The 21,865-nt window shown below is 71.8% G+C and carries 29 protein-coding genes and 1 pseudogene; 11 read left to right on the top strand and 19 right to left on the bottom strand.

Annotation, left to right across the window (positions count from 1 at the left end):
- Positions 1 to 60: 60 nt before the first annotated feature.
- Complete coding sequence (locus ABZ842_RS09545) at positions 61 to 1,623, top strand: long-chain fatty acid--CoA ligase (protein ID WP_361534452.1); 1,563 nt, start codon at positions 61 to 63, stop codon at positions 1,621 to 1,623.
- Positions 1,624 to 1,658: 35 nt separating this feature from the next.
- Here the strand turns inward: ABZ842_RS09545 and ABZ842_RS09540 are convergent, their stop codons facing one another.
- From ABZ842_RS09540 to ABZ842_RS09530, 3 genes are all read right to left on the bottom strand, one after another.
- A complete protein-coding gene (locus ABZ842_RS09540; RefSeq protein WP_361534449.1) occupies positions 1,659 to 3,302 on the bottom strand; it encodes an ABC-F family ATP-binding cassette domain-containing protein in 1,644 nt (547 codons plus the stop codon).
- Positions 3,303 to 3,387: 85 nt separating this feature from the next.
- Positions 3,388 to 5,046, bottom strand: a complete 1,659-nt coding sequence (locus ABZ842_RS09535) for an ABC-F family ATP-binding cassette domain-containing protein (RefSeq protein ID WP_361534446.1) — start codon at positions 5,044 to 5,046, stop codon at positions 3,388 to 3,390.
- 232 nt (positions 5,047 to 5,278) lie between these two features.
- Positions 5,279 to 6,010: an adenosylcobinamide amidohydrolase gene (locus ABZ842_RS09530; protein WP_361534443.1), complete on the bottom strand. Its 732-nt coding sequence runs from the start codon at positions 6,008 to 6,010 to the stop codon at positions 5,279 to 5,281.
- A gap of 229 nt (positions 6,011 to 6,239) precedes the next feature.
- Between ABZ842_RS09530 and ABZ842_RS09525 the strand changes: the two genes are divergently transcribed.
- The gene (locus tag ABZ842_RS09525; RefSeq protein ID WP_361534440.1) at positions 6,240 to 6,947 is read left to right on the top strand and encodes a DinB family protein; all 708 of its coding nucleotides are present in this window, start codon (positions 6,240 to 6,242) and stop codon (positions 6,945 to 6,947) included.
- Positions 6,948 to 7,064: 117 nt separating this feature from the next.
- On the opposite strand, the gene ABZ842_RS09520 is transcribed toward ABZ842_RS09525, so the two are convergent.
- Positions 7,065 to 8,261, bottom strand: a complete 1,197-nt coding sequence (locus ABZ842_RS09520; RefSeq protein ID WP_361534437.1) for an SUKH-4 family immunity protein — start codon at positions 8,259 to 8,261, stop codon at positions 7,065 to 7,067.
- Between the two features lie 321 nt (positions 8,262 to 8,582).
- On the opposite strand from ABZ842_RS09520, the gene ABZ842_RS09515 reads away from it, so the two are divergent.
- Positions 8,583 to 9,716, top strand: coding sequence for an FAD-dependent monooxygenase (locus tag ABZ842_RS09515; RefSeq protein WP_361534434.1), 1,134 nt, complete (start codon positions 8,583 to 8,585; stop codon positions 9,714 to 9,716).
- Between the two features lie 8 nt (positions 9,717 to 9,724).
- On the opposite strand, the gene rpsR is transcribed toward ABZ842_RS09515, so the two are convergent.
- Genes rpsR through rpmG form a run of 4 tightly spaced genes read right to left on the bottom strand, consistent with a single transcriptional unit; the run spans position 9,725 to position 11,605 of the window.
- Positions 9,725 to 9,961 carry a 30S ribosomal protein S18 gene (gene rpsR / locus ABZ842_RS09510; RefSeq protein WP_361534431.1) on the bottom strand — a complete coding sequence of 79 codons (237 nt, stop codon included), beginning with the start codon at positions 9,959 to 9,961 and terminating at the stop codon, positions 9,725 to 9,727.
- Positions 9,962 to 10,002: 41 nt separating this feature from the next.
- Positions 10,003 to 11,154 carry a GTP-binding protein gene (locus ABZ842_RS09505; RefSeq protein WP_361534428.1) on the bottom strand — a complete coding sequence of 384 codons (1,152 nt, stop codon included), beginning with the start codon at positions 11,152 to 11,154 and terminating at the stop codon, positions 10,003 to 10,005.
- A complete protein-coding gene (locus tag ABZ842_RS09500; RefSeq protein WP_361534425.1) occupies positions 11,154 to 11,399 on the bottom strand; it encodes a type B 50S ribosomal protein L31 in 246 nt (81 codons plus the stop codon). Before ABZ842_RS09500 ends, ABZ842_RS09505 begins: the two co-directional genes overlap by 1 nt.
- 41 nt (positions 11,400 to 11,440) lie before the next feature.
- Positions 11,441 to 11,605, bottom strand: a complete 165-nt coding sequence (rpmG, locus tag ABZ842_RS09495) for a 50S ribosomal protein L33 (RefSeq protein ID WP_361534422.1) — start codon at positions 11,603 to 11,605, stop codon at positions 11,441 to 11,443.
- Between the two features lie 67 nt (positions 11,606 to 11,672).
- Between rpmG and rpmB the strand changes: the two genes are divergently transcribed.
- From rpmB to ABZ842_RS09475, 4 genes are all read left to right on the top strand, one after another.
- The gene (rpmB, locus tag ABZ842_RS09490) at positions 11,673 to 11,909 is read left to right on the top strand and encodes a 50S ribosomal protein L28 (protein ID WP_361534419.1); all 237 of its coding nucleotides are present in this window, start codon (positions 11,673 to 11,675) and stop codon (positions 11,907 to 11,909) included.
- Positions 11,909 to 12,214, top strand: coding sequence for a 30S ribosomal protein S14 (gene rpsN / locus ABZ842_RS09485; RefSeq protein WP_361534416.1), 306 nt, complete (start codon positions 11,909 to 11,911; stop codon positions 12,212 to 12,214). The genes rpmB and rpsN overlap by 1 nt, the downstream gene beginning before the upstream one ends.
- A gap of 50 nt (positions 12,215 to 12,264) precedes the next feature.
- On the top strand, positions 12,265 to 12,435 hold the full coding sequence (gene rpmF, locus ABZ842_RS09480) for a 50S ribosomal protein L32 (RefSeq protein WP_361534413.1): 171 nt from the start codon (positions 12,265 to 12,267) through the stop codon (positions 12,433 to 12,435).
- Between the two features lie 566 nt (positions 12,436 to 13,001).
- Positions 13,002 to 13,256 (top strand): helix-turn-helix transcriptional regulator, encoded by a 255-nt coding sequence (locus ABZ842_RS09475; protein ID WP_361534410.1) that lies wholly within the window; start codon positions 13,002 to 13,004, stop codon positions 13,254 to 13,256.
- A gap of 3 nt (positions 13,257 to 13,259) precedes the next feature.
- Here the strand turns inward: ABZ842_RS09475 and ABZ842_RS09470 are convergent, their stop codons facing one another.
- The 5 genes from ABZ842_RS09470 to ABZ842_RS09450 all read right to left on the bottom strand — a co-directional run bounded on the left by ABZ842_RS09470 (position 13,260) and on the right by ABZ842_RS09450 (position 14,740).
- On the bottom strand, positions 13,260 to 13,571 hold the full coding sequence (locus ABZ842_RS09470) for a hypothetical protein (protein ID WP_361535112.1): 312 nt from the start codon (positions 13,569 to 13,571) through the stop codon (positions 13,260 to 13,262).
- Complete coding sequence (locus ABZ842_RS09465; RefSeq protein WP_361534407.1) at positions 13,571 to 13,813, bottom strand: hypothetical protein; 243 nt, start codon at positions 13,811 to 13,813, stop codon at positions 13,571 to 13,573. The genes ABZ842_RS09470 and ABZ842_RS09465 overlap by 1 nt, the downstream gene beginning before the upstream one ends.
- 186 nt (positions 13,814 to 13,999) lie before the next feature.
- Positions 14,000 to 14,338 (bottom strand): hypothetical protein, encoded by a 339-nt coding sequence (locus ABZ842_RS09460; RefSeq protein ID WP_361534404.1) that lies wholly within the window; start codon positions 14,336 to 14,338, stop codon positions 14,000 to 14,002.
- Positions 14,331 to 14,558 (bottom strand): hypothetical protein, encoded by a 228-nt coding sequence (locus tag ABZ842_RS09455; protein WP_361534401.1) that lies wholly within the window; start codon positions 14,556 to 14,558, stop codon positions 14,331 to 14,333. The genes ABZ842_RS09460 and ABZ842_RS09455 overlap by 8 nt, the downstream gene beginning before the upstream one ends.
- Positions 14,555 to 14,740 carry a hypothetical protein gene (locus ABZ842_RS09450; protein WP_361534398.1) on the bottom strand — a complete coding sequence of 62 codons (186 nt, stop codon included), beginning with the start codon at positions 14,738 to 14,740 and terminating at the stop codon, positions 14,555 to 14,557. Before ABZ842_RS09450 ends, ABZ842_RS09455 begins: the two co-directional genes overlap by 4 nt.
- 160 nt (positions 14,741 to 14,900) lie before the next feature.
- Here ABZ842_RS09450 and ABZ842_RS09445 point away from each other — a divergent pair, with 160 nt between their 5' ends.
- The 4 genes from ABZ842_RS09445 to ABZ842_RS09430 are packed head-to-tail and all read left to right on the top strand — an operon-like array spanning position 14,901 to position 17,288.
- Positions 14,901 to 16,235, top strand: coding sequence for a transcriptional regulator (locus tag ABZ842_RS09445; RefSeq protein WP_361534395.1), 1,335 nt, complete (start codon positions 14,901 to 14,903; stop codon positions 16,233 to 16,235).
- A gap of 41 nt (positions 16,236 to 16,276) precedes the next feature.
- On the top strand, positions 16,277 to 16,810 hold the full coding sequence (locus ABZ842_RS09440) for an NUDIX domain-containing protein (protein ID WP_361534392.1): 534 nt from the start codon (positions 16,277 to 16,279) through the stop codon (positions 16,808 to 16,810).
- Positions 16,811 to 16,820: 10 nt separating this feature from the next.
- Positions 16,821 to 17,030 (top strand): hypothetical protein, encoded by a 210-nt coding sequence (locus ABZ842_RS09435; RefSeq protein ID WP_361534389.1) that lies wholly within the window; start codon positions 16,821 to 16,823, stop codon positions 17,028 to 17,030.
- A gap of 45 nt (positions 17,031 to 17,075) precedes the next feature.
- Positions 17,076 to 17,288 (top strand): hypothetical protein, encoded by a 213-nt coding sequence (locus ABZ842_RS09430; protein WP_361534386.1) that lies wholly within the window; start codon positions 17,076 to 17,078, stop codon positions 17,286 to 17,288.
- Positions 17,289 to 18,374: 1,086 nt separating this feature from the next.
- On the opposite strand, the gene ABZ842_RS09425 is transcribed toward ABZ842_RS09430, so the two are convergent.
- From ABZ842_RS09425 to ABZ842_RS09400, 6 genes and pseudogenes are all read right to left on the bottom strand, one after another.
- Positions 18,375 to 19,127 (bottom strand): phage antirepressor KilAC domain-containing protein, encoded by a 753-nt coding sequence (locus tag ABZ842_RS09425; protein ID WP_361534383.1) that lies wholly within the window; start codon positions 19,125 to 19,127, stop codon positions 18,375 to 18,377.
- Positions 19,128 to 19,559: 432 nt separating this feature from the next.
- Entirely contained in the window at positions 19,560 to 19,769 is a 210-nt protein-coding gene (locus tag ABZ842_RS09420) for a hypothetical protein (protein WP_361535109.1), read from the bottom strand.
- 41 nt (positions 19,770 to 19,810) lie between these two features.
- A complete protein-coding gene (locus tag ABZ842_RS09415) occupies positions 19,811 to 20,035 on the bottom strand; it encodes a holin (protein WP_361534380.1) in 225 nt (74 codons plus the stop codon).
- 19 nt (positions 20,036 to 20,054) lie between these two features.
- The gene (locus ABZ842_RS09410) at positions 20,055 to 20,900 is read right to left on the bottom strand and encodes an N-acetylmuramoyl-L-alanine amidase (RefSeq protein ID WP_361534377.1); all 846 of its coding nucleotides are present in this window, start codon (positions 20,898 to 20,900) and stop codon (positions 20,055 to 20,057) included.
- A gap of 71 nt (positions 20,901 to 20,971) precedes the next feature.
- Positions 20,972 to 21,412 (bottom strand): hypothetical protein, encoded by a 441-nt coding sequence (locus ABZ842_RS09405; RefSeq protein WP_361534374.1) that lies wholly within the window; start codon positions 21,410 to 21,412, stop codon positions 20,972 to 20,974.
- Positions 21,413 to 21,428: 16 nt separating this feature from the next.
- Positions 21,429 to 21,865: pseudogene (locus ABZ842_RS09400) on the bottom strand (hypothetical protein); the annotation flags it as partial.

The following is a 21,865-nucleotide window of genomic DNA, read 5'->3' as shown; positions in this document are numbered from 1 at the left end:
GCGCGACTATTGACAGTCCGGGGAGGGCTCTTCGATCGTGAATATCGCCTAACTCGACGAATGGCGGTCCCCGTGTATCTCACCCAGTCGCTGCACCGCGCCGTGCAGCAGCGTCCCGACGAGCCCGCGACCATCTGCGGGGAGCGCGTTCGCTCGGTGCGGGAGGTGGCGGACCGGGTCGCCCGGCTCGCGGGCGGGCTGCGCGGACGGGGGGTCGAGCCCGGCGAGCGGATCGCGGTCCTCGCCCTGAACTCGGACCGCTACCACGAGGCGTTCTACGCGGCCTGGTGGCTCGGCGCCGTCGCCAACCCGGTCAACATCCGCTGGAGCGCGGACGAGATCGCCTTCGCGCTCGACGACGCCGGCGCCGCGGTCCTGCTGGTGGACGACGCCTTCGCCGCCCTCGTGCCCGCCCTGCGCGAACGCTGCCCCCGACTGCGCCTGCTGATCCACTGCCGGGACGAACATGAGGGCGCCGGCACCGGCGAAGTCCCGGTCGACGGGGCGATCGACTACGAGGAGCTGATCGCATCCGCCGCCCCCGCCCCGGACACCCGCACCGGCGACACCTCCCTCGCCGCCCTCCTCTACACCGGCGGCACCACCGGCCGGCCCAAGGGCGTGATGGTCACCCACCGCGGACTGATGACCTCCACCCTCGGCGGACTCGTCGTGCGCAGGCCACCCCTCACGGGCGGCCCCTCCCTCGTCGCCGGCCCCATGTTCCACATCGCCGCCCTCGTGGGCTGGATGGGACAGAACGTCCTCGGCGGCAGCCACGTCTTCCTGCCCAAGTTCACCCCCGAAGCGCTGCTCGCCGCCGTCGAGCGGCACCGCATCACCGCGCTCTCCGTGGTCCCCACCATGCTGCGGATGCTGCTGGACCACCCCGACACCGCCCACCGCGACCTCAGCAGCGTCCGCACCATCGGCTACGGCGCGTCGCCCATGCCCGAACCGCTGCTCAAGCGCGCCATGGAGGTCTTCCCGCAGGGCGAGTTCAGCCAGGCGTACGGGATGACGGAGACCGCCGTCGTCACCCAGCTCAGCGCCGCCGACCACCGCACGGGCGGCCGGCTACTGCGCTCGGCCGGGCGCGCCGCCCCGCACTGCGAGGTCAAGGTCGTCGGGCCGGACGGTCGGGAGGTCGAACGCGGCCGGACCGGGGAGGTCGTCTGCCGCGGCGACAACGTCACCCCCGGCTACTGGAACCGCCCCGAGGAGACCGCCGCCGCCCTGCGCGACGGCTGGCTGCACACCGGTGACGCCGGCTACCTGGACGAGGCCGGCTACCTCTTCGTCGTCGACCGCATCAAGGACATGATCATCACGGGTGGGGAGAACGTGTACTCGGCGGAGGTCGAGGCCGCGATCGACACCCATCCCGCGGTCGCGTCCTGCGCCGTCATCGGCCTGCCCGACGCCGAGTGGGGCGAGCGCGTGCACGCCGTCGTGGTGCTGCGGCCCGGCGCCGACGCGACCGAGGACGGCATCCGCGCCCACGCCAAGCAGCGCATCGCCGGGTACAAGGCGCCGCGCACGGTGGAGTTCGCCGCGGCGCTGCCCCTGTCTCCCGTCGGCAAGGTCCTCAAGCGCCAGCTCAGGGCGGACCGTACGAACTGAGCCCACGCCGACCCGACCGCGCCGTACCCGCACCCCTACACCCGCACCGCCGCCATCCGCAGCTCCCGCCCCTGCCAGCGGCGGCGCAGCCACCTGTCGTGGCTGGCCACGACGATCGCCCCCGGCCCGCTGCCCAGCGCCGCCTCCAACTCGTCGCAGAGCCTCGGCGACAGGTGGTTGGTGGGCTCGTCCAGGAGCAGGAGCGCCGGCGGACGGGCCACCAGCAGCGCCAGCGCCAGCCGGCGCCGCTGCCCGACCGACAGGTGCCCCACCGGCTTGGCCAGGTCCGCCGGGTGCACCAGCCCCAGCGAACCGAGGGGCACCGCCTCCGCCCGTTCCGCACCGAGCGAGCGCAGATAGGTGTCCCGTACGGTCCGCTCCGGCCGCTCGAACACGGTGTCCTGCGCCAGCAGCCCCACCGTCAGCCCGTCCCGGCGCCGCACGTCGCCGTCCGCCGCGAGCCGGCCCGCGAGCACGGCGAGCAGCGTCGACTTCCCCGCCCCGTTGCCGCCGGTCACCAGCAGGCGTTCCGTCGACGACACCTCCAGGTGCGGTACGGCCAGCCGGCCCGGCACCCGTACGTCGCGCAGCGCCACCAACGGTCGGTCCGCCTCGGCTGCGGGGTCAGGTACCGCCTCCGCGGCCAACTCGGTACGCCGTAGCCGCAGCGGCTCCGGCGGCTCGTCGACCTGCGTACGCGTCAACTCGTCCAGCCTGCGCGCCGCGTTGCGCACCCGCCGCGAGATCTGCTTCTGCACCCGGTCGGCGCGGAAGTCGTACCCCATCTTCTCGTTGTCCCGGCGCTCCCGGTCCGGCGCGACGAGCCGCGCGGTGACGCCGACCGAGCGGCGCAGCGCGACCAACTCCTCCTGCTCCTCGGCGTACCGCCGCTCCCAGCGCATCCGCTCGGCCCGCTTCTGCGCGAGATAGGCGCTGTAGTTGCCGCCGTAGCGCACCGGCCCTTCGACGGCCGGGTCCAGATCGACGACGTCCGTGCACACCGCGTCCAAGAAGGCCCGGTCGTGGCTGGCCAGCACCACGGCGCCCGGCAGCCCCCGCACCTGCTCCTCCAAGAACGCGGCGGCGTCGTCGTCCAGGTGGTTCGTCGGCTCGTCCAGCAACAGCGCCGACGGCCGCCGCACCAGCAGCGCGGCCAGCGCCAGTCGCCCGCGCTGCCCACCGGAGAGCGAATCCACCCGCCGGACGCGGTCCACAGCGCCCAGGCCGAGCCCTTCGAGGACGAGGCCGGCGCGCCGGTCGGCGTCCCAGGCGTCCCGCTCCTGGGCCCGCTCCAGTCGTCGGCCGTACGCGTCGAGCAGCTCCGCGTGGCCCGGCGCGTCCTCCGGTACCAGGGCGATCTCCTCGCTCAGCCGCGCCAGTTCGGCGAGGTCCGCACGGGCCTCCCGCAGCGCGTCGGCGAGTACGTCGGCGATCGTCCAGGACGCTTCGTACGACACCTCCTGACGGAGGAAGCCCACGTCGGCGGGGCGGACGACGCTGCCGGACTCGGGTTCGTCCACCCCCGCGAGCAGACGCAGCAGAGTCGACTTGCCGACTCCGTTCTCCCCGATCAGGCCGATGCGGTGACCGGGGGACGCGGTGAGGCTCACGCCGTCGAGCACGCGCCGGCCGGCGAGGACGCGTACGAGGTCATGGGCGAGCAGGGCGGGTTGCGGCATGGTGGTGTCCGTCCAACGTGATCGTTCGCTCGGCCCGCGGGCGGCAACGGCCTCGGGCGGGCCCGGTCATCGACACGTCAGCGGGTCACACCTGCGCCGCCCCCGTCTCCGCGAGCTTCCCGTCGGCCAGCCGCAGCCAACGGTCCACGCCGATCTGCGCGAGGAACCGCTCGTCGTGGCTGACCACCACGAACGCACCCCGGTACGATGCCAGCGCGCCCTCCAACTGCCCCACGCTCACCAGGTCGAGGTTGTTCGTCGGCTCGTCCAGGAGCAGCAACTGCGGCGCCGGCTCGGCGCACAGCACGCACGCCAGCGTGGCCCGCAGCCGCTCCCCGCCGGAGAGCACCCCCACCGGCAGATGCGCCCGGGCGCCCCGGAAGAGGAAGCGCGCGAGCAGGTTCATCCGCTCGGACTCCGGACGGCTCGGGGCGAACGCGGCGAAGTTCTCCGCGACCGTACGGTCCGCCGCCAGCAGGTCCAGCCGCTGCGAGAGGTACGCGATCCGGCCGTCCGCCCGCCGCACATCCCCGCCGTCCAGCGCCAGGTCCCCGCTGATCAGCCGCATCAGCGTGGTCTTGCCCGCGCCGTTGGGGCCGGTCAGCGCGATGCGCTCGGGCCCCCTGACCGTCAGGTCGACGCCGGCTTCGCCGAACGCGGCCCGCTCGCCGAGCCGGGCCTGCATGCCCTCGCCGAGGAACAGCGTGCGGCCGGCGGGCACGTCGGTGTCCGGCAGGTCCAGCGTGATGCGCTGCTCGTCGCGGAGCGCCCGGCCCGCCTCGTCCAGCCTGGCCTTCGCCTCGACCACCCGGGACGAGTGCATCTGCCCGGCCCGGCCGGCGGACTCCTGCGCGCCCCGCTTCATGTTGCCGGCGAAGATGCGCGGCAGGCCGGCGTTCTTGAGGTTGCGCGCGGCGTTGCTCGCCCGGCGCTCGGCGCGCTCCCGGGCCTGCTGCATCTCCCGCTTCTCGCGCTTGAGTTCCTGCTCCGCGTTGCGCACGTTCTTCTCGGCGACCTCCTGCTCGGCGCGCACCGCCGCCTCGTACTCGGTGAAGTTCCCTCCGTAGAGGCGCAGTTCGCCGCCGCCGAGCTCGGCGATGCGCTCCATGCGGTCCAGCAGCACCCGGTCGTGGCTGACCAGCAGCAGACAGCCCTGCCAGCCCTCCAACACGTCGTACAGCTTGTGGCGCGCGTCAAGGTCGAGGTTGTTCGTCGGCTCGTCCAGCAGCAGCACGTCGGGGTTGCGGATCAGCTGGGCCGCGAGCCCGAGCGAGACGACCTGGCCGCCGCTGAGCGTGCCGAGGCCGCGGTCCAGGGCGAGGTCGTCGAGGCCGAGCCGGTCGAGTTGGACGCGGGTGCGCTCCTCGATGTCCCAGTCGTCGCCGATGGTCGCGAAGTGCTCCTCGGCCACGTCACCGGACTCGACGGCGTCCAGGGCCCGGATCACCGCGTCCACGCCCAGGACCTGGGCCACGGTGAGGTCGGCGGTCAGCGGCAGGCTCTGCGGCAGGTAACCCAGCGTGCCGTTGACGGACACCGAGCCGGCGACCGGCCGCAACTCGCCGGCGATCAGCTTCAGCAGGGTGCTCTTGCCGGCGCCGTTGGGCGCGACGAGTCCCGTACGGCCGGGGCCCACGCTGAAGGACAGGTCCTCGAAGACCGGGGTGTCGTCCGGCCAGGCGAAGGACAGGTTCGAGCAGACGACGGAAGCAGAAGCGGAAGGCGCAACAGAAGACACAGACATGGAGCCACCTCGAAAGAGACGGTGCGGAGGTCGGCACAGCGCGCACGGAGGGCTGCCGCCTCGGCAGAGAGGAGGGAAAGGGAGACGACTGAGGGGCCACTCTCGGCGATGCTCCCAAGCATCGGCCGGTGGCCGTCAGATCCGGGTATCACCCGGAGATGTCGTCTTCACCCACCAACACGTCTGTCACTCCTCGACTACATGATGATCTTCCCGGGGAGTATAACACGCGTCACGGAGCGCTTGTGGGGCTTCGCAGGTCAGCGGCGTCTGGTGGGCGGCACGGCGCCGGCACGGACGTCCGTACGGCCTCGTGCACGGCCCGCGCCAGGCGGGCGCCCCACAGCGAGCGGGGGCCGGCGAAGGGGTGGACCTCCGCGCCGGGGCGGGGGGTGCGGGCGGCGACGCAGACGGCGTCGGTGGGCGTGCCGGAGCAGTCGTAACCGGCGTCCAGCAGGGCCTGGACCTTGGCTTCGGTGGCCGTGGCGACCGCGTTCACCAGGGCGGCGTCGGTCAGGGCGACGGGCAGCGCGACGACCACGTTGATGGTGCCGGCACCGGCCCGGGTGGTGGACGGTTCGGCGTCCGGGGCGGCGGCCCATCCTCGGACCCGGAGCCCCGCGGTGGCGACCGCGTCGACCCCGCCGTCGTGCCCGTGCCCGTACGCGCTGACGTCGGCGGCCGTCATGAGCCCGACCCCAGGCCCGAGTGCCCCCGCGGCGTCGGCCAAGTCGGCGAGGTGGGCGTCCGGGTCGGTGCGTCGGTAGCCGTGGGCGACCTGGGCGTTGAGGACCCAGGAGCGCTCGCCCAGGCCCCCGCCGAGCACGGCGCTGCTGATCATCCGCCAGCCCGGCCCCGCCCGCCACAGCAGACCGTGCAACTGCTCGCCGTCCTCGGTGCGGGTGAGCCGCTGGATCGACAGCGGCCCGGCGGCGGCGCGGGGCGACGGGACGGCGACGCTCACCAGAAGCACTCCTCGTACGGCGGACGGATGGCCGGATGGATAGATGGCTGGCTGGCCGAACCGGGCCGATCGATCGTACGCGTACGGCTCCGGGCGCGTCCCGGCCCGGCACGGCGGCGCCGGCGGGCACGGGCACGGGCACGGAAAGCCGTCGCGCCCGGCCGGGGCGGCCCGTTAGCTTGCGCTGGAGACGAGCCCGCGAGGCGCGCGGGCGCGAAGGGAGCCGGACATGGGGGACGGGCACGTGCGGATGGACCGCCTGGGCTTGCTGCTGGAACAGTTCGACCAGGCCAGGGAGATGGCGGAAGTACGGCTGGCGGGGCTCGGCGACGAGGAGTACCTATGGGAGCCGGCGCCCCACTGCTGGTCCATCCGACGCCGGGCCGAGGCGACGACGCCCAGGGCGTTCGGACCGGGGGAGTGGCTGCTCGACCAGGGCGCGCCGGACATCCCGGCGAGCGAGTACGCCGAGGTCGCCCGGCAGGTCGCCGACGGCATGACGGTCGCGAAGATCGCCGAGGACTGGAGCGTCAGCGTCGAACGGATCGAACAGGTCCTCGCCCACGTCGGCCCGCCGCCCCCGGACAACGCACCGATCACCACGATCGCCTGGCGCCTGGGCCATCTGCACTACTGCTTCGCCGGCGAATGGGAGTGGACCTTCGGCGAGCGGAGCCAGGACCCCAAACAGATGGTCGACTTCAGCCCCTCCGCCGACGTGGCGGTCGAGCAGTTCTGGGCGACGATCGACCGCTGGCGCGCGGGCGTGGCCACCGTGACCGACGAGCAACTCGACACCGTCGGCTTCTGCCAGTACCCCTACGGCTCCGCACCCGACGACCCGTACGCCTCCGTCCTGACCGGGAGCAACCTCGAATTCATCCACCACATGGCCGAGATCGCCCTCCTCCGCGACCTCTGGCGAACCCGGGCGTAGGTCTCTGTCTTAAGGCTCTTGCTGGGCTCGACTCAGCCCGAAGGGTGGGTGACGGGGGCAGCGAAACAGGGGCGCGGGGAAACGGCGGCTACGTCCCGTGGCGCTGCCGGCCCGAACTCACAGCACCCCGCCCGCCTCGTCGTGGAAGACCTCCGGCCAGTACCGGAAGTCGTCCGGGCCTGCGGCCGGCAGACAGGCGACCGGGTCGACCGAGGCCAGGACCTCGACCAAGGTGTCGGCAAGGGGGTGGTAGAAGTCCTGCGTGAAGTCGTGCTCCTCGTTCAACTCGCGCTCGCACTGGTGCAGCCACAGGGTGAACGCCAGCGTCGACACGTCGGCGTTCACCGGGACGACGTCGGCGCTGCCGACCTGCGCGTAGAACACCGCACCGCTGCGGCCGTCGAGCAGCACCTCGAAGTCGTGGACCAGCCCGCCGAGCACGATCAGGTGCTCCGCGTCGGCCGGCAGCGGCCCGCCGCCGGCCGCGTGGCGGTCGTCCGAAACGGTCGGCAAAGGCCCGTCCGCCGGCCCGGAGAACATGATCCCGTCGGCCGGCAGCCCGACCTCGGTCAGGAACCGTCGGGTCGGCCCGTGCACCAGCGCCGGCGGCAGCCGGTCGTCCGCCAGCCGCACCACCTCGTCCGCCCCGAACGCCTCCTCCAGCAGCCCCGCCGGCAGGTCCAGCGCCAGCCCGCGCCCCGCGCCGGCGATCAGCCCCAGCGGACGGATCGTCGCCGCGATCCGCCAGAACGCCGGTATCGCGTGCTCCCCGTCCGACGGGGGCTCGGCCGGCCCCCAGCCGTCCTCGCCCCACTCCTCCTCGGCGAACACCCCCATGAGCAGCGCCTCGGCCTCCCGCACCGCCTCGGGCCCCACCCGCCCCGCCAACGCGGCGAACTGCCCTTTTCTGCCCCGGAAGTCGTCCACCGCGGCCAGGAACCGAAGCAGCGCGTCGACGGAGGGGGCGAGCGGGAAGACCTCCGCCGAGCCGGGAGACTTCTCGTACAGCCACATGCTGTGCACACGGCCGGTCGCCCCGTCGAGGACGACCTCCTCGCCCTCCGGGTCCCCCTCCACCACCAGGTGGCCCAGCAGGACCAGCTCCGCCAACTCCCCGTCCAGCGCATCGGGATCCCCGCCGAGCGCGATCAGGTGCTCGCGGACCGTCGGAGCCACCGGCGCGGCGAGCGGATGGAAGCTGACCAGCCCGTGCCCGCGCAGCCCCGCACCACGGTTGAGCGCCCGCCGCGTGGGCGCGTGGACGATCGACGGGTGCAGTGCGTGCTCCGGCACGACGACGTGGCTCGCGGACATGGTTCCCCCGTGGTGGTGTGCGGGCGCTGCTGTACGACTGGTGCGGTGCGGGTGCTTCGAGTTCGACCAAGTCCACCGTAGGCGCTGCCACTGACAACGGCGCCGTGGCCGCCCCCGTTCGGCGCGACGGCACGGCTCCCGCGTACGGAGCCGGTGTTACGGGAACGTGGAACCCACCCTTGTACACCGCTGTACGCCACCCCGCTCGTCACTCCGCTCGTCACTCCGCTCGTCACTCCGCTCGCCACTCCGCTTGTCGGCCCGCGCCCGGTCCGTGCCCGGTGCGCGGGCCGACCGGCCGACACGACCTCGGATCGCGCCATGACCGACTTCCGCATCCTCATCGCCGGCGCGGGCATCGCCGGACTCGCCCTCGCCCGTGCCCTCGCAGACCACGGCATCCGCGTCGAGGTCGTCGAACGCGACGTGCGGCTCCGCAGCGCCGGCGCCGGCCTCTACCTGCCCGCCAACGCCGTCCGCGCCCTGACCCGCCTCGGCTACGGCCCCGCCCTGGCCGAACGCGCCCACCCCGTCACCCACCAGCGCGTCCTCGACCACCGCGGACGCCCCCTCACCGGCTACCGCGTCGGCGACGTCTGGGGCCGGGTCGGACACTGCTGCGCCCTCAGCCGCCAGGACCTGCACGCCCTCCTGCGCGCGGCCGTCGCCCCCGACGCCGTACGCACCGGCGTGGCCGTGCAACACGCGGCACCGGACGGCACCGTCACGTTCTCGGACGGCCGCCGGCAGACGTACGACCTGGTCGTCGGCGCCGACGGCGTCAACTCCGCCGTACGCCACAGCGCCTTCCCCCGCCCCGCTCCCCGTTTCCTCGGGCAGATCTGCTGGCGCTTCCTCGCCGACCACGCGAGCGGCCCCGCCACCGCCACCGCGTGGACCGCCCGCCTCGGGCCCGGCGGCCGTACCTTCCTGACCGTCCCCATTGGCTGCGGCCGAGCCTATTGCTACGCCGACGTCAACAGCGCGACCCCCGCGTCACCCGTGGGGGACTGGCGCGACCGCTTCGCCGACTTCACCGGCCCGGTGCCGGACCTGCTCGCCCAGGGCGCCGACGCGCACATGGCCCCGCTGTACGAGGTCGACGCGACCTCCTGGGCCCGCCCCCGTACGGTCCTCATCGGCGATGCGGCGCACGCCTGCTCGCCCAGCATGGCCCAGGGCGGTGCCATGGCCCTCGAAGACGTCGTCGTCCTCGCCGAGTTCCTCGCCGAACTCGTCACCGGTGCGGCGTCGCCGCCGACCGCGGACCGCGTCGCAGACGTCCTGGCCGCCTACAGGCTCCGCCGTGCCGCACGCGTCCACTGGGTCCTGGCCCAGAACCACCGCCGCGACCGCGCCCGCAACCTCCCCACTCCCTTGCGCAACCTCGCGCTCCGCGTGGCCGGCGCCCGCCTCATCCGCGCCAACCACGTCCCGCTGCACTCCGAGCCGTAACCCACCCGTCAGCGGCCGGCGTACGGCAGCAGGGCCATCTCGCGCGCGTTCTTGACGGCGGCGGCGATGGCCCGCTGCTGCCGGACCGTCACACGGGTGACGCGACGGCTGCGGATCTTGCCGCGGTCGGAGATGAACCGTCGGAGCAGGTCGGTGTCCTTGTAGTCGACGTACGTGATGCCGGCCGTGTCGAGCGGATTGGGGCGGGCGCCGGCGGGCTTGCGGGGGTGGGGGCGACGGGTCATGGTCTCTCTCCTTGCGGGGGTGTGGGTGAAGGGGCGCCGGCTCAGGCGGCGTCGAGGAGCGCGTCGAAGGCCGCGGGCAACTCCTTCCACGCGTCCCGCCCCGACGCGTACTCCGCGTCCGTCAGCAGACAGGAGTCGAGGAGCCGCTCCAGCCCGTCCCGGTCGAGGCCGGGCGAGGTGAAGACGAGGTGCTGGCAGCAGTCGCCGTGGTCGGGGTGCCAGTCGAGCGCCGCCGCGGCGCGCCGCACCGCGGGCACCATCTCCCACGCCGCGTCCGGCAACGAGGCCAGCCACGGGCCGGCGCTCTCCACGCACAGCGCCCCGCCCGCCGCGTCCCACGCGAGCAGCGTGTCCGGGCGGTCCGCGAGCCAGAAGCGCCCGCGGCTGCGCGCCGCCGCGCAGCACAGGTCCTCCAGCGCGTCGTACAGCCGTTCCGGATGGAACGGCCGCCGCCGGTGCCAGACGAACGTGGTGACGCCGGCCTCGTCCGCGTCCTGCGGCAGCAGCGCGCACGCGGGGTGCTGGGCCGCTGCGGTGGCCTCGACGTCGAACCCGGCGAGCGCGGCGCCGACGAGTTCGAGCGAACGCGCCGGAACGCGCCGTGCGGTGGGGTGCAGTTGGGCGAGGAGCGCGCGGTCCTCGTCGTCGGCCTCGGCGTTGTCGACGACGGCGAGCACCGGTGCGTACTCCAACTGCCGGGCCCAGGTGTCGCCGACGGTCCGTCCGTCCGTGGGGGCGGCAGCCAGTCCGACCTCGGCCAGGTCGTCGCCGTTGCCGAGGTACGGCAGGACGAGGACCGGGTCCACGGCCGTGATCACGCTCGTCACCAGCAGCCGGTCCGCGCCGCACGCGGCGATGACCTCCGCCATCGCCTTGGGCTCGACCGAGTCCCACAGCTCGACGACGGCGAGCCGGGCCGTGCCGCCGTCCGCGAGCCGTTCCAACTCGGGTACCAGGTCCTCGCGCAGCGCGCAGCACGCGCAGTCGTTGACCAGCGGGGTCTTCGCGCGGGAGACGACGCCGGAAGCGTCGCGAACGGTCCGCAGGACGGTGCGGTCCGGCGCCGCGGTCAGGTCGTGGTGCAGGGCCGCGCTCCCCGGGACGCTGCGCAACAGGTGCTCGACGACCTCCCTGCGGGCTTCGGAGTGCAGTCCGGCGACGATCGCGACGGGCAGACGGTGTGCTCGCTCCATCAACGTGCTCCGTATCGGCGCTCGAACCGCTCGACGCGGCCGGCGGTGTCCACGACGCGGGCGTTGCCCGTGTAGAAGGGGTGGCTCGCCGACGAGATCTCCACGTCGACCACCGGGTAGGTGTTGCCGTCCTCCCAGACGACGGTCTTCTCGCTGGTCATGGTGGAGCGGGTGAGGAAGGCGACCCCGGAGGCCGAGTCGCGGAAGACGACGGGCCCGTAGGCGGGGTGGATTCCAGGCTTCACGGCAGGGTCCTTCGGTAGCTGGGTGGGTCGGGGGCCGCGGGTCAGCGCTCTTCGCGGAAGAGGACGTGCCGGCGGACGACTGGGTCGAACTTGCGCAGGACCAGCCGGTCGGGGTCGTTGCGACGGTTCTTGCGCGTCACGTAGGTGAATCCGGTGCCCGCGGTGGAGCGGAGCTTGATGACCGGACGGAGCTCGTTGCGTGCCATGGGGGTAGTATATGGCAATGGTTTTCATTACCAGTAACACTCCCGGCGAGAGGGGCAGCACCCGCCCATGTCCACCCACTGCCAACTGACCGGCGCCCAGCCCGGCTTCGGCAACTCGATCTCCCACTCCCACCGGCGCACCTCGCGCCGCTTCGACCCGAACGTCCAGCGCAAGCGCTACTGGCTGCCCAGCGAGCGGCGGTACGTCCGCCTGGTGCTGAGCACCAAGGCGATCAAGACGGTGGACGCGATCGGCGTCGAAGCCGCCGTGGCCCGGATCCGCGCACGGGGAGGGAAGGTCTGATGGCGAAGAAGAGCAAGATCGCGCGGAACGAGAAGCGCAAGGAGGTCGTGGCGCGGTACGCCGCCCGCCGGGCCGAACTCAAGGAGATCATCCGCCGCCCGACCTCCACCCCGGCCGACCGCGACGCCGCCCTGACCGAACTGCGCCGTCAACCGCGCGACGCCAGCGCCACCCGCGTCCGCAACCGGGACAGCGTCGACGGCCGCCCCCGCGGCCATCTGCGCGCCTTCGGGCTCTCCCGCGTACGGATGCGCCAGCAGGCGCACGCCGGGTTCCTCCCGGGAGTCACCAAGTCGTCCTGGTAGCCAGCACGTCCCCCCGCCGCCCCGGGCGGCACCACACCGAAGGAGCCCCCATGGCCGTCCCCAAGCGCAAGACGTCCCGCAGCAACACCCGCCACCGCCGCGCCCAATGGAAGGCGACCGTCCCCCAACTGGTGCCGGTGACGATCGACGGCGTCGTCTACCGGGTGCCCCAGCGCCTCGCGAAGGCGTACGAACGCGGCCTGCTCCACCCCGAGCGCTAACCCTCCGGGCGGGCCCCGACCCCGCCCGCTAGCCCCGCGCCCACTGCATGCGGAAGCCCCCACGACGCCGACGACTGACCCCCGTTACCCGCCCGCCACCCATGGCGGCGCGGCGCGGGCCCGTCGTTCTCCTATGTCGCCCGTGGGGGCTTCGCCATGCCCACTAATCGCGTCTGACCAGCAAAAACGCCCTCCCGTAAGGGAGGGCACCAGTGGCGCCCCCGGCAGGACTCGAACCTGCGGCCAAGCGCTTAGAAGGCGTGCGGGCATTAGCGATGTGCTGACCTGGCGTTTCGCCTGGTCGCTCCGCACCAATCTAAGGAAAGGCGCTTGGTCTAAATTCCTTGCAAGGTCGACGCGAAAGCAACGTCGCCCCGAGGGGGCGTACCCCTCGGGGCGACCGGAGCGGCGGGTCCGCCATCTGAGCGGGTGACCTCGCGCGAGAGTCCTCCGCTGCTCCGTCTGCGGCGGGGGGTTCCGCATGCCAATGCCCACACCCCGCCAAGATCAAACAATGTAGGGTCTGCCCTACAGTTTTTTGATCATGGTCCACCGAGCGTGGACAGGTGCCACGCTCCACCCCACCCCCCGCCTGGGTCATCGACCGCCGCCGCGCCATCGGCGACCAGATCCGCGCGGCACGCCTCCACCGAGACCTCACCCAGGAGCGAGTCGCGCTCACCACCGGGATGGACAGGGCGACGTACAACCGCATCGAGCAGGGGCACAGCAGTGCCCTCTTGGACTCGCTGATCCTCATCGCCGACGCCATCGGTGTACCCCTCGAAGACCTGGTGCGCGTCGGCAACGCACCCGAGTAGCGCCTACACCGGGGGCAGGCCCGGTGTAGGTGTCGGTGCCGGGCGTGGCAGGTGCGGGCCCGGATCCGGCGGCATCTGCGGAGTCGGCTTGCTGTGCTTCCCCGCCTCCACCATCCGCTCGGTGAGGCCGTAGACCCCGAGCGGCGGGAACAGCAGGACGCGCACCGGGTTGTGCTCCGTGGCACACGGGACGCACAGCAGGTCGCGCCCGCGGGGGCTGGTGCGGACGACGGCGACGGGCTTGCGCCAGCATGCCTCGCACGTCGTGACGTCGGTCGCGGTCAGCTTCGTGCGGCCGACGGGGATCAGGATCATCACGCCGAGCTCCCCCGGGGTAGGCCGTGCGGGGCGATGACGAGCTGCCGGCGGGATCGCCGCGCGGCCTGCTCGGCGAAGACGGCCTTCGCCTCCTCCTTCGTCGGCCCGGTCCAGGGCCGCGTCCACGGGCTGGGGGCGAAGGGCGGCGACGGCGGGACGGCGGCCAGGTACTCGGCGGTGTGCCGCCCGGGCCGGGTACGGCGCCACCGGGTCCGGCGGTGGCGAGCAGGATCACGCATCAGTGCCTCCTGACAATCGGGGGGTAGGGGACCCCGGCCCTGCCGCGGGGGATTTGGGTAGGGCCGGGGCCGTGGAGCCCGTGTGCCAGCGGTGCGAGTCCCCACGCTCGGGCCGACACACGGAGTTCATCTGCGGGGTGGTGGTGCCCGGCTGCCGGCGAGGACCGCCACACCGGCAGCCGGAGATCAAGTGCCCTGCTTCGAGCGCCCCGCGTACAGCAGCAGGGTCTTGGTGAACTCGGCCAGGAGCAGCAGTTCCTCGTCGGGGGTCATGTCCGGGGGGATGTTGCCGGTCGCGGCCGTGCGGGCGTTCGCGATGCAGTCGAGGATGTGGCTCCCGTACCACTCGCCGCTGCGGCTGCGGCCGTACTCCTCCGCGGGGACGGCGAGCATGGTGATGTACGACCGCAGCCGCTCGCGGAGCGCTTCGATGATGTCGGCCGCCGGCTGGCTCAGGCCGAGGGCGGCGGCCAGGCGCACGTCGCGGCTGATGTCCACGAGGGTCGCGGCGATGGGGTCAGCCATGGTCGGCTCCGAGGCGGTGCAGGTGGGCCAGTGCCTCGGTGTTCGCCAGCGCCTCCGCCGCGCGGTCGGTGACCTCGACGGCGTGCTGGGCGCAGCCGTACACGGGGTGGTCGGGGCCGGAGCTGGTGGGCGTGGTGGCGACGACGGTGACGCCGCGGCTCGTGCCGCACCTGCCGCACACTGCGCCGAGGTCGACCACGTCGCCGGCCACGCTGCTCACGCGGGCCGCCGCGGCGCGCGGTTGACCTCGCGGGTGCGGGCTCGCACCTCGGCGAGCGTGGCCGAGTCGCTGCCGCTGTCGTCGGGGGCCGACCGGTCGGGGCAGACGGGCCGCCCGCACGTGCACGGCGGCCACTTCTGCGACGCCGGCAGCACATCGGCGGGGATGGGGGTGAGCTTCATCGGGGGGCTCCCAAGGGTGGGCTGAAGCAGTTCCACGACCGTAGGGAGTGATCAAGGTTGCGCGGCAGTGTGTGGGGTGTGCGAGCCGCGTTGGTGGTTTCACACACTGTGTGAGTAGGTCACCGCTACGCTCGGTGCACCGATCGACACAGGGAACGCAATGGATGCCAACACCCTCCTCGACTCCCTTCTCGACGAGGCAGGCATGAGCCGCGTCGGCCTCGCCACCCGCGTCAACAAGGCCCTACGCGCTCGCGGGACCTCGGCGTCGTACGACCACTCCAGCGTCATCCGGTGGCTGAAGGGCCAACGCCCCCGCGGCCACGTACCCGAGGCTATCTGCGAGATCCTTGGCGCCCGCGTTGGACGCACCCTCAGCCTCGACGACATCGGCATGGGCAACGCGTCCGCTGCCCCAGCCTCCACCCCTCTGGGTGGCTTCATCGAACGGTCTACCGCGATGTGGCGCGGCGACGCACAGCACCGACGGGACGTCCAGGAGGCCCCCGTGATCACAGGACTGCCTGCCGTCGGACCCGTCTGGGAATGGGAGAACCCGCCCGAGGACACCGACGTCTCCCGCGCAGGCACCATCCGTGTCGGCCTCGGCGACGTCGGCACTCTACGCACCGCACGCACGCACTACGAGCAGATGTACCGGAAGGCTGGCGGCGTCGCCACGCGATCGCGGGTGTTGGGGTTCCTCAACTCCGAGACGGCGCCGCTGCTACGCGGCTCGTACAGCGACACCACAGGGCGCGAACTACACCGCGCCACCGGCGGACTGGTGGCCGTCGCCGGGATCTGCGCGTACGACTCCGACGCACAAGGGCTCGCGCAGCGCTACTTCCACCAGGCGCTACGGCTCGCCAAGGCCAGCGGCGACCGGGCGTTCGGCGGGTACGTGATAGCGCTGCTGGTGAACCAGTCCCTGTTCCTGTCCGAGCACCGGCAGGCCGTTGCGTTCGCCGAAGCCGGACTACGCACTGCTGGGTCCGCGATCTCCCACGCGCTCGCGTGCGACCTGTACGCGATGCAGGCCAAGGCGTACAGCAGGATGGGCGACCAGGCGTCGGCGCACCGGGCGATGAGCCTTGCCGAGCGCGCGGCCGGCCTGATCCGGCGCGAGGTCGAGCCGGCCGAGACGAGCTACGTGCAAGCCGGCCTGCTGGAAACCAACTTGGCGGATACCCTCATGCGGCTCGGCGACATGCGGGCCGCCCAGACCTACGCAGCCGAAGCCGTCGCCGTGCAGACTCACGAACGGGGCCGGATCCACCGACTTGCCACACTCGCGGACTGCCAGATCCGCGCCCGCGAACCCGAGCGGGCCGCGGACACTGCAACGACGATGCTCGACGGGATGGAAGGCGTCGAGTCGCGCCGCCTGCGGGACCGGCTGCTCAAGCTCCGTCGGACCCTCGCCGGAGTACGCAGCCACGCCACGACAGACGTGGTGACGAGGATCGACGACACCCTGCGCATCCCGATGTAGGAGGCGTGGTGGGATGAGGGGACCCGAGGAAAGGCGGTCCCGTGTCCGAGTGGCGAGCCCTGTCCGAGCGCACCGTGTACGAGAACCGCTGGGTGCGGGTGAACATGGCGGACGTTGAGCTGCCCGACGGGCAACACCTTGACCACACCGTCATCCGCCTGAGGCCCGTCGCCGTCGCGGCGGTCGTCAACGCGGACAACGAGGTGCTGCTCCTATGGCGCCACCGGTTCATCACCGGCGCGTGGGGCTGGGAGTTGCCGTCTGGCGGTACCGGAGAGGGTGAGGACCCGGCGGCGGCTGCGGCGCGGGAGTTCGAGGAGGAGACGGGCTGGCGGCCAGGCCCCATGCGGCTGCTGTTGGCCGTCGACCCCATGCCGGGCATCTCCACCTCACACCACCGCGTCTACTGGGCGGAGGGCGCGACCTACATCGGCCACCCCGAGGACGCCTTCGAGTCCGCCCGTCGGGAGTGGGTACCGCTGGCACGCGTCCCCGAGTTGGTGGGGCGCGGCGAGATCCGGTCGGCCTCCGCTGTGGCCGGGCTCATGATGCTGCACCACCTGCGGCTCTCGTAGGATCCTCGCCGTGGCTGATATCGAACTCACGGGCGAACTGGTGAAGCTGGAGCAGCAGGCGTGGACCGAGATCCAGGCCGGCGCCCTCACGATCCCCACCGCCACCGCGGTGCAGGCCGCGATCACCGCGCACGCCACGGACAGCGGGCAGCCGCGGTACGAGGTCGAGAAGGCGCTCAAGAAGCTGGTGCGGCACCCCGCCGAGGACGCCGAGGGCTGACCGCCCCGGGGTGCCACGCGAGCCGGCCGGGCGCACCCTGGACGTATGGCCGCACCGATCGTCGTCCACCGGCCGTCGCCCAGCGGCGGGCGCCGGGTCACCGTGCGCGGGGAGATCCTGGGCGTGGCCTACTCCGACGAGGACCTGAGCGAGTTCCTACGCCGCGCCGGCCTGGAGCACGGCGAAGCCGCCGTCGCAGCGGACTCGGACATGATCGAGTGGCGGGGCGGAAGGGAACACCAATACGACGCGGCGTAGGCCATCCTCGGAACGTTCCTAGGACCGGCAGCTACTCACGTGAGTAGTCGGCACCTACTCACGTGAGTAGCTGCTGACACGAGGCCACCGCGTCACGTGACGCAGTGGTCGACACACCCGTAAGAGTGAATAGGCGTGGCCGCCGGGCCAATTCGATCGTTCGCCAGGTGTGTCGTATTCAACCTGTTGAATACTACAGCCGGCTAGCGTCGGTAGTTTACCGATGTAGCACTTGTGGGGCGGCGTACAGCCTGCCCGCCGCCCAGGGGGACGACGGGCAGACTCGACGGGAGGGAGTAGCGGCGTGAACTACCTACGACGCAGGCGCCTCCACACCCACACCCAGACCGACGGCGGCAGCAAGACCACACGCAGGCCAGCGACCATCAACAGTGCCAGGCCCAGCGCCGGCAGAGGCGGCATCTCGGCGATGGCCATCAAGGCCACCCAGGCGCCGGGCCCCGTCGAAGCTAGCGCGGCTTCTGTCGGGGCTTGCAAGGTGAAGCGACCCGTCTGCGAAGGCGGGTTTTCGGGGGAAAGCATCAGGCGACCTCCGATGGAAGGGGAGCCGTCGCGCTGCTGCCCGTCAGATCCGGCAAGACGAGTCGGACAACAGTGCGGCGCTCCCTGACCTTTGTCTTCACCATCGCTAACCGCCCGTGGCCGGGGCGGGGTGCGGCGCGCCGCTCATATGAATGATTCGGTCACGATGGGGTTGACGACGATGCCCCCCTTGACCCGCCTTGGCCACGGCCTCACGCAGCGCGGCCAGCACATCCCCGCGACGGCGGGGCCTGCCCGCCCGAACCTCCGTGGAGCGGCTTCTGAACGGAACCACCCCCGCAGCAGGCGGGGCGCCGACCACCGACGTGATCAAGGCGTAAGTACTGGCGGGCCCTTGGAGAGGTGGGCCCGCCAGCTGCTCCGCGGGTCATCACCCCCGACTCGGACCCGTAGGCCCGGGAGCGTCCCTGGAGAGGGATAGCTCCCACCCTCTCACGCTGGGAACGAGCCGGGGAGGCTCATGCAAAAGAAGCCCCCGCCCACCCCACTCGGGGGCAGACGGGGACACGAGGGTGGCAGCCGTCAGGCCGCCGTCTGACCCTTCGAACGGAGCTTGTCCGCCAGCCAGTCCAACCCCTTCGGGGTCAAGAACGTCTGCTCAACCCACTGGTATCCGGCCTCGACCAGCTTGACCTCAGCCCGGCCTGCCTTGACGTGGCTCTCGTACGGCAAGCGAGGGTTCTGGACCTGAAGGAAGCGAACCTCCTCGCGGCGCAACAGATCCATGAACTTGGTGCGCCCCAGCCCGCCTGTCAGCTTCGTGAGAGCCTTCGCCGCAGCAGCCATGTCGATCAGGCCCTCGGAGTTGCAGAAGTCGTCCCACTTCCCCGCCTTCGGGGCCGCGATCGCCAGCTCCTTCTTGGTGCTCACCAACTCCCGTGCCGCCTCGACGTACTTCTCGGCGAGCGCGAGGATCCCCTCCGCGGACTGCACGTCGGTAGAGGGCAGCTGCGCAAGCTCGGCATCACGGGTCTTCACGGTGAAGTACGTCTTGGCCAAGGCGACCTCCGGCTTGGAAGCGTCGCCGGCCAGCGCCACCTGGTACGCGCCGAAGCGGGTAAGCCGGTAGTCCGATACCTCTTGGCGCCCCCACCGACCCCCGGGAATCACTTTACGGGCGCCCGTAAAGTGATCGCGCGGGTCCAGGTCGCTGTTCGTCAGCGCCAGCTTGGCCTTGGCGATGACCTTCTCGAACTCCTGCCACTTGCTGTATCCGATCAGCTGCTGGAGATCCCGTGCGGACCAGCGCTCCTCGCCGTTGTGGTCGACGAGCATGATTCGATCGAATGGACTAGACCCCCCACTAGCGGGGTCGGGTAGATAGTTGTTACCTTGCGGTTGCGCCATGGAGTTGCGACCTCCTTGGTCTTGATCAAACCGCCGCGGGGACTGATCCCGCGGCGGGCTTGTTTCTGGCACCTTCAGTTCGAAGGCGGCCATGACCAATGAGCATAGGGCAGCACCCTGACCCTCAGTCATACATGCAGATGGCACGGGGTATCACCAGTCCCGTGCAGTCCCTTCCAGTCCTCTGGCAATCCATGGTTGCCCGTGTCAGTTGATGTCACCGAGTGCCAACTACGCGCGTCGATCGCCCCGTTATGTGATAAGGGTCTCCCCGCTCTGGTGCGTGAGTCGTAAGAGGCTGAGGACGACGAAGATGCCCCCGCCCGCCCCACGAAGGGGGTGAGCGGGGGCAGTTGAGGTTCACCGGCCGATGGTCTGCCAGAACGCGACGACGAGAGCGCCGACACCCGCCAGGGCCATGATGCTCGGCAGCGGCCACCTGCTCTTCTCCAGCGCATCCAGCCGCGCCTCGTGGTCCGCGAGCCGCTGATCCGTCTGATCCGACCGCTGCACCAGCAGCGCGAGCGAGCCGTCCACCCGAGCGAAGCCAGCTTCGAGGGTGCCGCGCATCCGTTCCAGCTCGACCGCCACCTGCGTCGACTCAGCCGGCGTCACCCGCGCCTCCGCGGTATCCAACCGACCGTCGACTGATCGCCGATGGCCGTGCCGACGGCGGCCTTCAGCACCGACAGGCCCGCCGGAATCGCCGCGATCGCCGCGGCCTTGAGCGCAGACAGGTTGGTGAGGTCGAAGCCGTCGGCGAGCAGCAGCCCAAGGAGGGCGACGACGTACGTGCCGGCGGTGCGTTCGATCGTGTCGAGGACGAGTCGAGACATGGGGGGTTCTCCGATCAGGTCAGGGGGTGACGGTGAAGCCGCGGCGGTCGCCGAGCTTCTTCAGTGAGGCGGCGCCGGGCACACCGTCGGCGTCGGCGCCCTTGTAGCCGAGCTTTCGCTGCCACGCCGCGTACGCCTTGATGGTGGCCTTGCCGAAATGGCCGTCCGCCAGCTCCCGGGCCAACAGCCGCTCGGCGACGAGGGCGCTCTCCACGGTCTTGGTGCCGTAGTAGCTGACGGGGGTGCCCTTCTTCGGCGGGTCCGACTTTGCGGCGGCGATCAGCTTGGAGAGGTCGACCGTCGGCCGCGGAGCCGGCTTCGTCCCGGGCGCCGGCTTCGACGGCGGTACGGGGTCGCTCCCGCCGGGCCGCGGGGCGCCGCGCTCCACCCAGTCGTACAGCGGGCCGCCGGGGCAGGCAGTCGCGTACCCGTCCCGGTGGCCCTTCACCTCCTGGCCGGCGCCGTGCTCGCGCAGCAGCTCGATGCCGTCGCGGAGCGCGTGCAGCAGGGCGTCCGTGGGCTGCGTGAGCCCCTTCGAGCCGATGAGCGCGACGATCGCGAAGTGGTCGCGGTTGAGCGTCGCGTTGCCGTTGGCGCCGGTCCGGCGCCGCAGCCCGCGGCCCTCCATCAGGTAGCCGTGGACGCAGGCGGCGTAGTTGTACGCCACGTCCGAGTAGCCCTGCGTCTTGTCGGCGAGGTGCGCGCGGCGGATGTTCTTCCACTCGGCGAGGCACAGCTGGTGGTCGTCGACGAGCTTGGCCGAGACCGCCGTTCCTTCGTAGTGGATCTTCACGCCTCGGGTGGACGTCTGGGTGGCTGCCGCAGAGGCAGGCCAGCCCAGTTGGGCGCGGGTGACAAGCGGCACGGGAGCCTCCAGGGCACACGAGAAAGCCCCAGGCCAGACGGCGAGGGGCTGAAGAGGGGAAAGGCGTGGGGTCAGGTGATCTCGTAGATCACGACTTCGAGTCGGCTGTTCACGTGGAACAAGCCGGCGCCACCAGTCGCGTTGATGACGCCGAGCAGGGTGCACGTCTGCGTCCCCGCGGCGCCCAGGGTCCCGGACCAGGACATCGCGACCGTGTCCCGGTCCAGGGTGTCCATCGCGTGAATCGCGAGCCCGGACTGGTCGGTGCCGTTGACCTGCAACTTTCCGACCATGAGATTCGCAGCGTGGACCGTGGTGACGCTGCAATCGAACACGCCGCTCGCCGTGTATCTGGCGCCCGCCGTCTCGGTCGCGAGGGTGATCGTGAGTCCGGGGATCGGCTGGTACGACGTCGTGCCGTTGAGGGCCGCGGTGCACTCCGCGCTGTACGGCGTGGGCTGCATCCGGTCGAGCTGGCCCGCGGTGACGATCTGGCCTGCCAGGATCGGCATGGCCCCTCCATTCTGGTCAGAGCGCGGTGCGCATCGGGTGGGCGAGCGCCACCGCGGCGCCCGCCGAGTGCGCCTTGACGACGCCGTTCACGGAGCGGGTCACCGTCGCGAGCTGCGGCGTGACGACCTCGAAGTTGTCGAAGCGGATCTCGGGTGCCGTGTTGGTGTTGCCGTTGAACGCCGACGCGGTGAGGCCGAGTTCGCCGGCGGCGATCGTGTCCGTGGTGATCGTGACCGTGTGGGTCCAGTCCACCGGCTCCGGCTGGCCGACGGGCCACACTCGCATCTGCACGGTGTGCCCGACGAGCCTCACGCGAACTTCCAGTTCGCTGCCCGCGATGTACGTGTACGGCAGGGCCGGCGCCGAGCCGACCTGGGTCGTGCCGCGCGTGACGGACACGGCCAGGGCACCCGACAAGCCGAAGTGGACGCGGGCCCGGTAGAAGACGCTGG

The sequence above is a fragment of the Streptomyces sp. NPDC047315 genome (assembly GCF_040643215.1).
In the GTDB taxonomy this organism is placed as follows: Bacteria; Actinomycetota; Actinomycetes; order Streptomycetales; family Streptomycetaceae; genus Streptomyces.
The sequence above is the reverse complement of the archived record's forward strand: the minus strand, read 5'-3'. Positions and strand labels throughout refer to the sequence as shown.

Bases quoted from the DNA above. Each gene is read 5' to 3' on its own strand.
- ABZ842_RS09545 (WP_361534452.1), top strand. From the start codon at position 61: ATGGCGGTCCCCGTGTATCTCACCCAGTCGCTGCACCGCGCCGTGCAG.
- ABZ842_RS09540 (WP_361534449.1), bottom strand. From the start codon at position 3,302: ATGCCGCAACCCGCCCTGCTCGCCCATGACCTCGTACGCGTCCTCGCC.
- ABZ842_RS09535 (WP_361534446.1), bottom strand. From the start codon at position 5,046: ATGTCTGTGTCTTCTGTTGCGCCTTCCGCTTCTGCTTCCGTCGTCTGC.
- ABZ842_RS09525 (WP_361534440.1), top strand. From the start codon at position 6,240: ATGGGGGACGGGCACGTGCGGATGGACCGCCTGGGCTTGCTGCTGGAA.
- ABZ842_RS09520 (WP_361534437.1), bottom strand. From the start codon at position 8,261: ATGTCCGCGAGCCACGTCGTCGTGCCGGAGCACGCACTGCACCCGTCG.
- ABZ842_RS09515 (WP_361534434.1), top strand. From the start codon at position 8,583: ATGACCGACTTCCGCATCCTCATCGCCGGCGCGGGCATCGCCGGACTC.
- rpsR (WP_361534431.1), bottom strand. From the start codon at position 9,961: ATGACCCGTCGCCCCCACCCCCGCAAGCCCGCCGGCGCCCGCCCCAAT.
- ABZ842_RS09505 (WP_361534428.1), bottom strand. From the start codon at position 11,154: ATGGAGCGAGCACACCGTCTGCCCGTCGCGATCGTCGCCGGACTGCAC.
- rpmG (WP_361534422.1), bottom strand. From the start codon at position 11,605: ATGGCACGCAACGAGCTCCGTCCGGTCATCAAGCTCCGCTCCACCGCG.
- rpmB (WP_361534419.1), top strand. From the start codon at position 11,673: ATGTCCACCCACTGCCAACTGACCGGCGCCCAGCCCGGCTTCGGCAAC.
- rpsN (WP_361534416.1), top strand. From the start codon at position 11,909: ATGGCGAAGAAGAGCAAGATCGCGCGGAACGAGAAGCGCAAGGAGGTC.
- rpmF (WP_361534413.1), top strand. From the start codon at position 12,265: ATGGCCGTCCCCAAGCGCAAGACGTCCCGCAGCAACACCCGCCACCGC.
- ABZ842_RS09470 (WP_361535112.1), bottom strand. From the start codon at position 13,571: ATGATCCTGATCCCCGTCGGCCGCACGAAGCTGACCGCGACCGACGTC.
- ABZ842_RS09465 (WP_361534407.1), bottom strand. From the start codon at position 13,813: ATGCGTGATCCTGCTCGCCACCGCCGGACCCGGTGGCGCCGTACCCGG.
- ABZ842_RS09460 (WP_361534404.1), bottom strand. From the start codon at position 14,338: ATGGCTGACCCCATCGCCGCGACCCTCGTGGACATCAGCCGCGACGTG.
- ABZ842_RS09450 (WP_361534398.1), bottom strand. From the start codon at position 14,740: ATGAAGCTCACCCCCATCCCCGCCGATGTGCTGCCGGCGTCGCAGAAG.
- ABZ842_RS09445 (WP_361534395.1), top strand. From the start codon at position 14,901: ATGGATGCCAACACCCTCCTCGACTCCCTTCTCGACGAGGCAGGCATG.
- ABZ842_RS09430 (WP_361534386.1), top strand. From the start codon at position 17,076: ATGGCCGCACCGATCGTCGTCCACCGGCCGTCGCCCAGCGGCGGGCGC.
- ABZ842_RS09425 (WP_361534383.1), bottom strand. From the start codon at position 19,127: ATGCTCGTCGACCACAACGGCGAGGAGCGCTGGTCCGCACGGGATCTC.
- ABZ842_RS09420 (WP_361535109.1), bottom strand. From the start codon at position 19,769: ATGCGCGGCACCCTCGAAGCTGGCTTCGCTCGGGTGGACGGCTCGCTC.
- ABZ842_RS09415 (WP_361534380.1), bottom strand. From the start codon at position 20,035: ATGTCTCGACTCGTCCTCGACACGATCGAACGCACCGCCGGCACGTAC.
- ABZ842_RS09405 (WP_361534374.1), bottom strand. From the start codon at position 21,412: ATGCCGATCCTGGCAGGCCAGATCGTCACCGCGGGCCAGCTCGACCGG.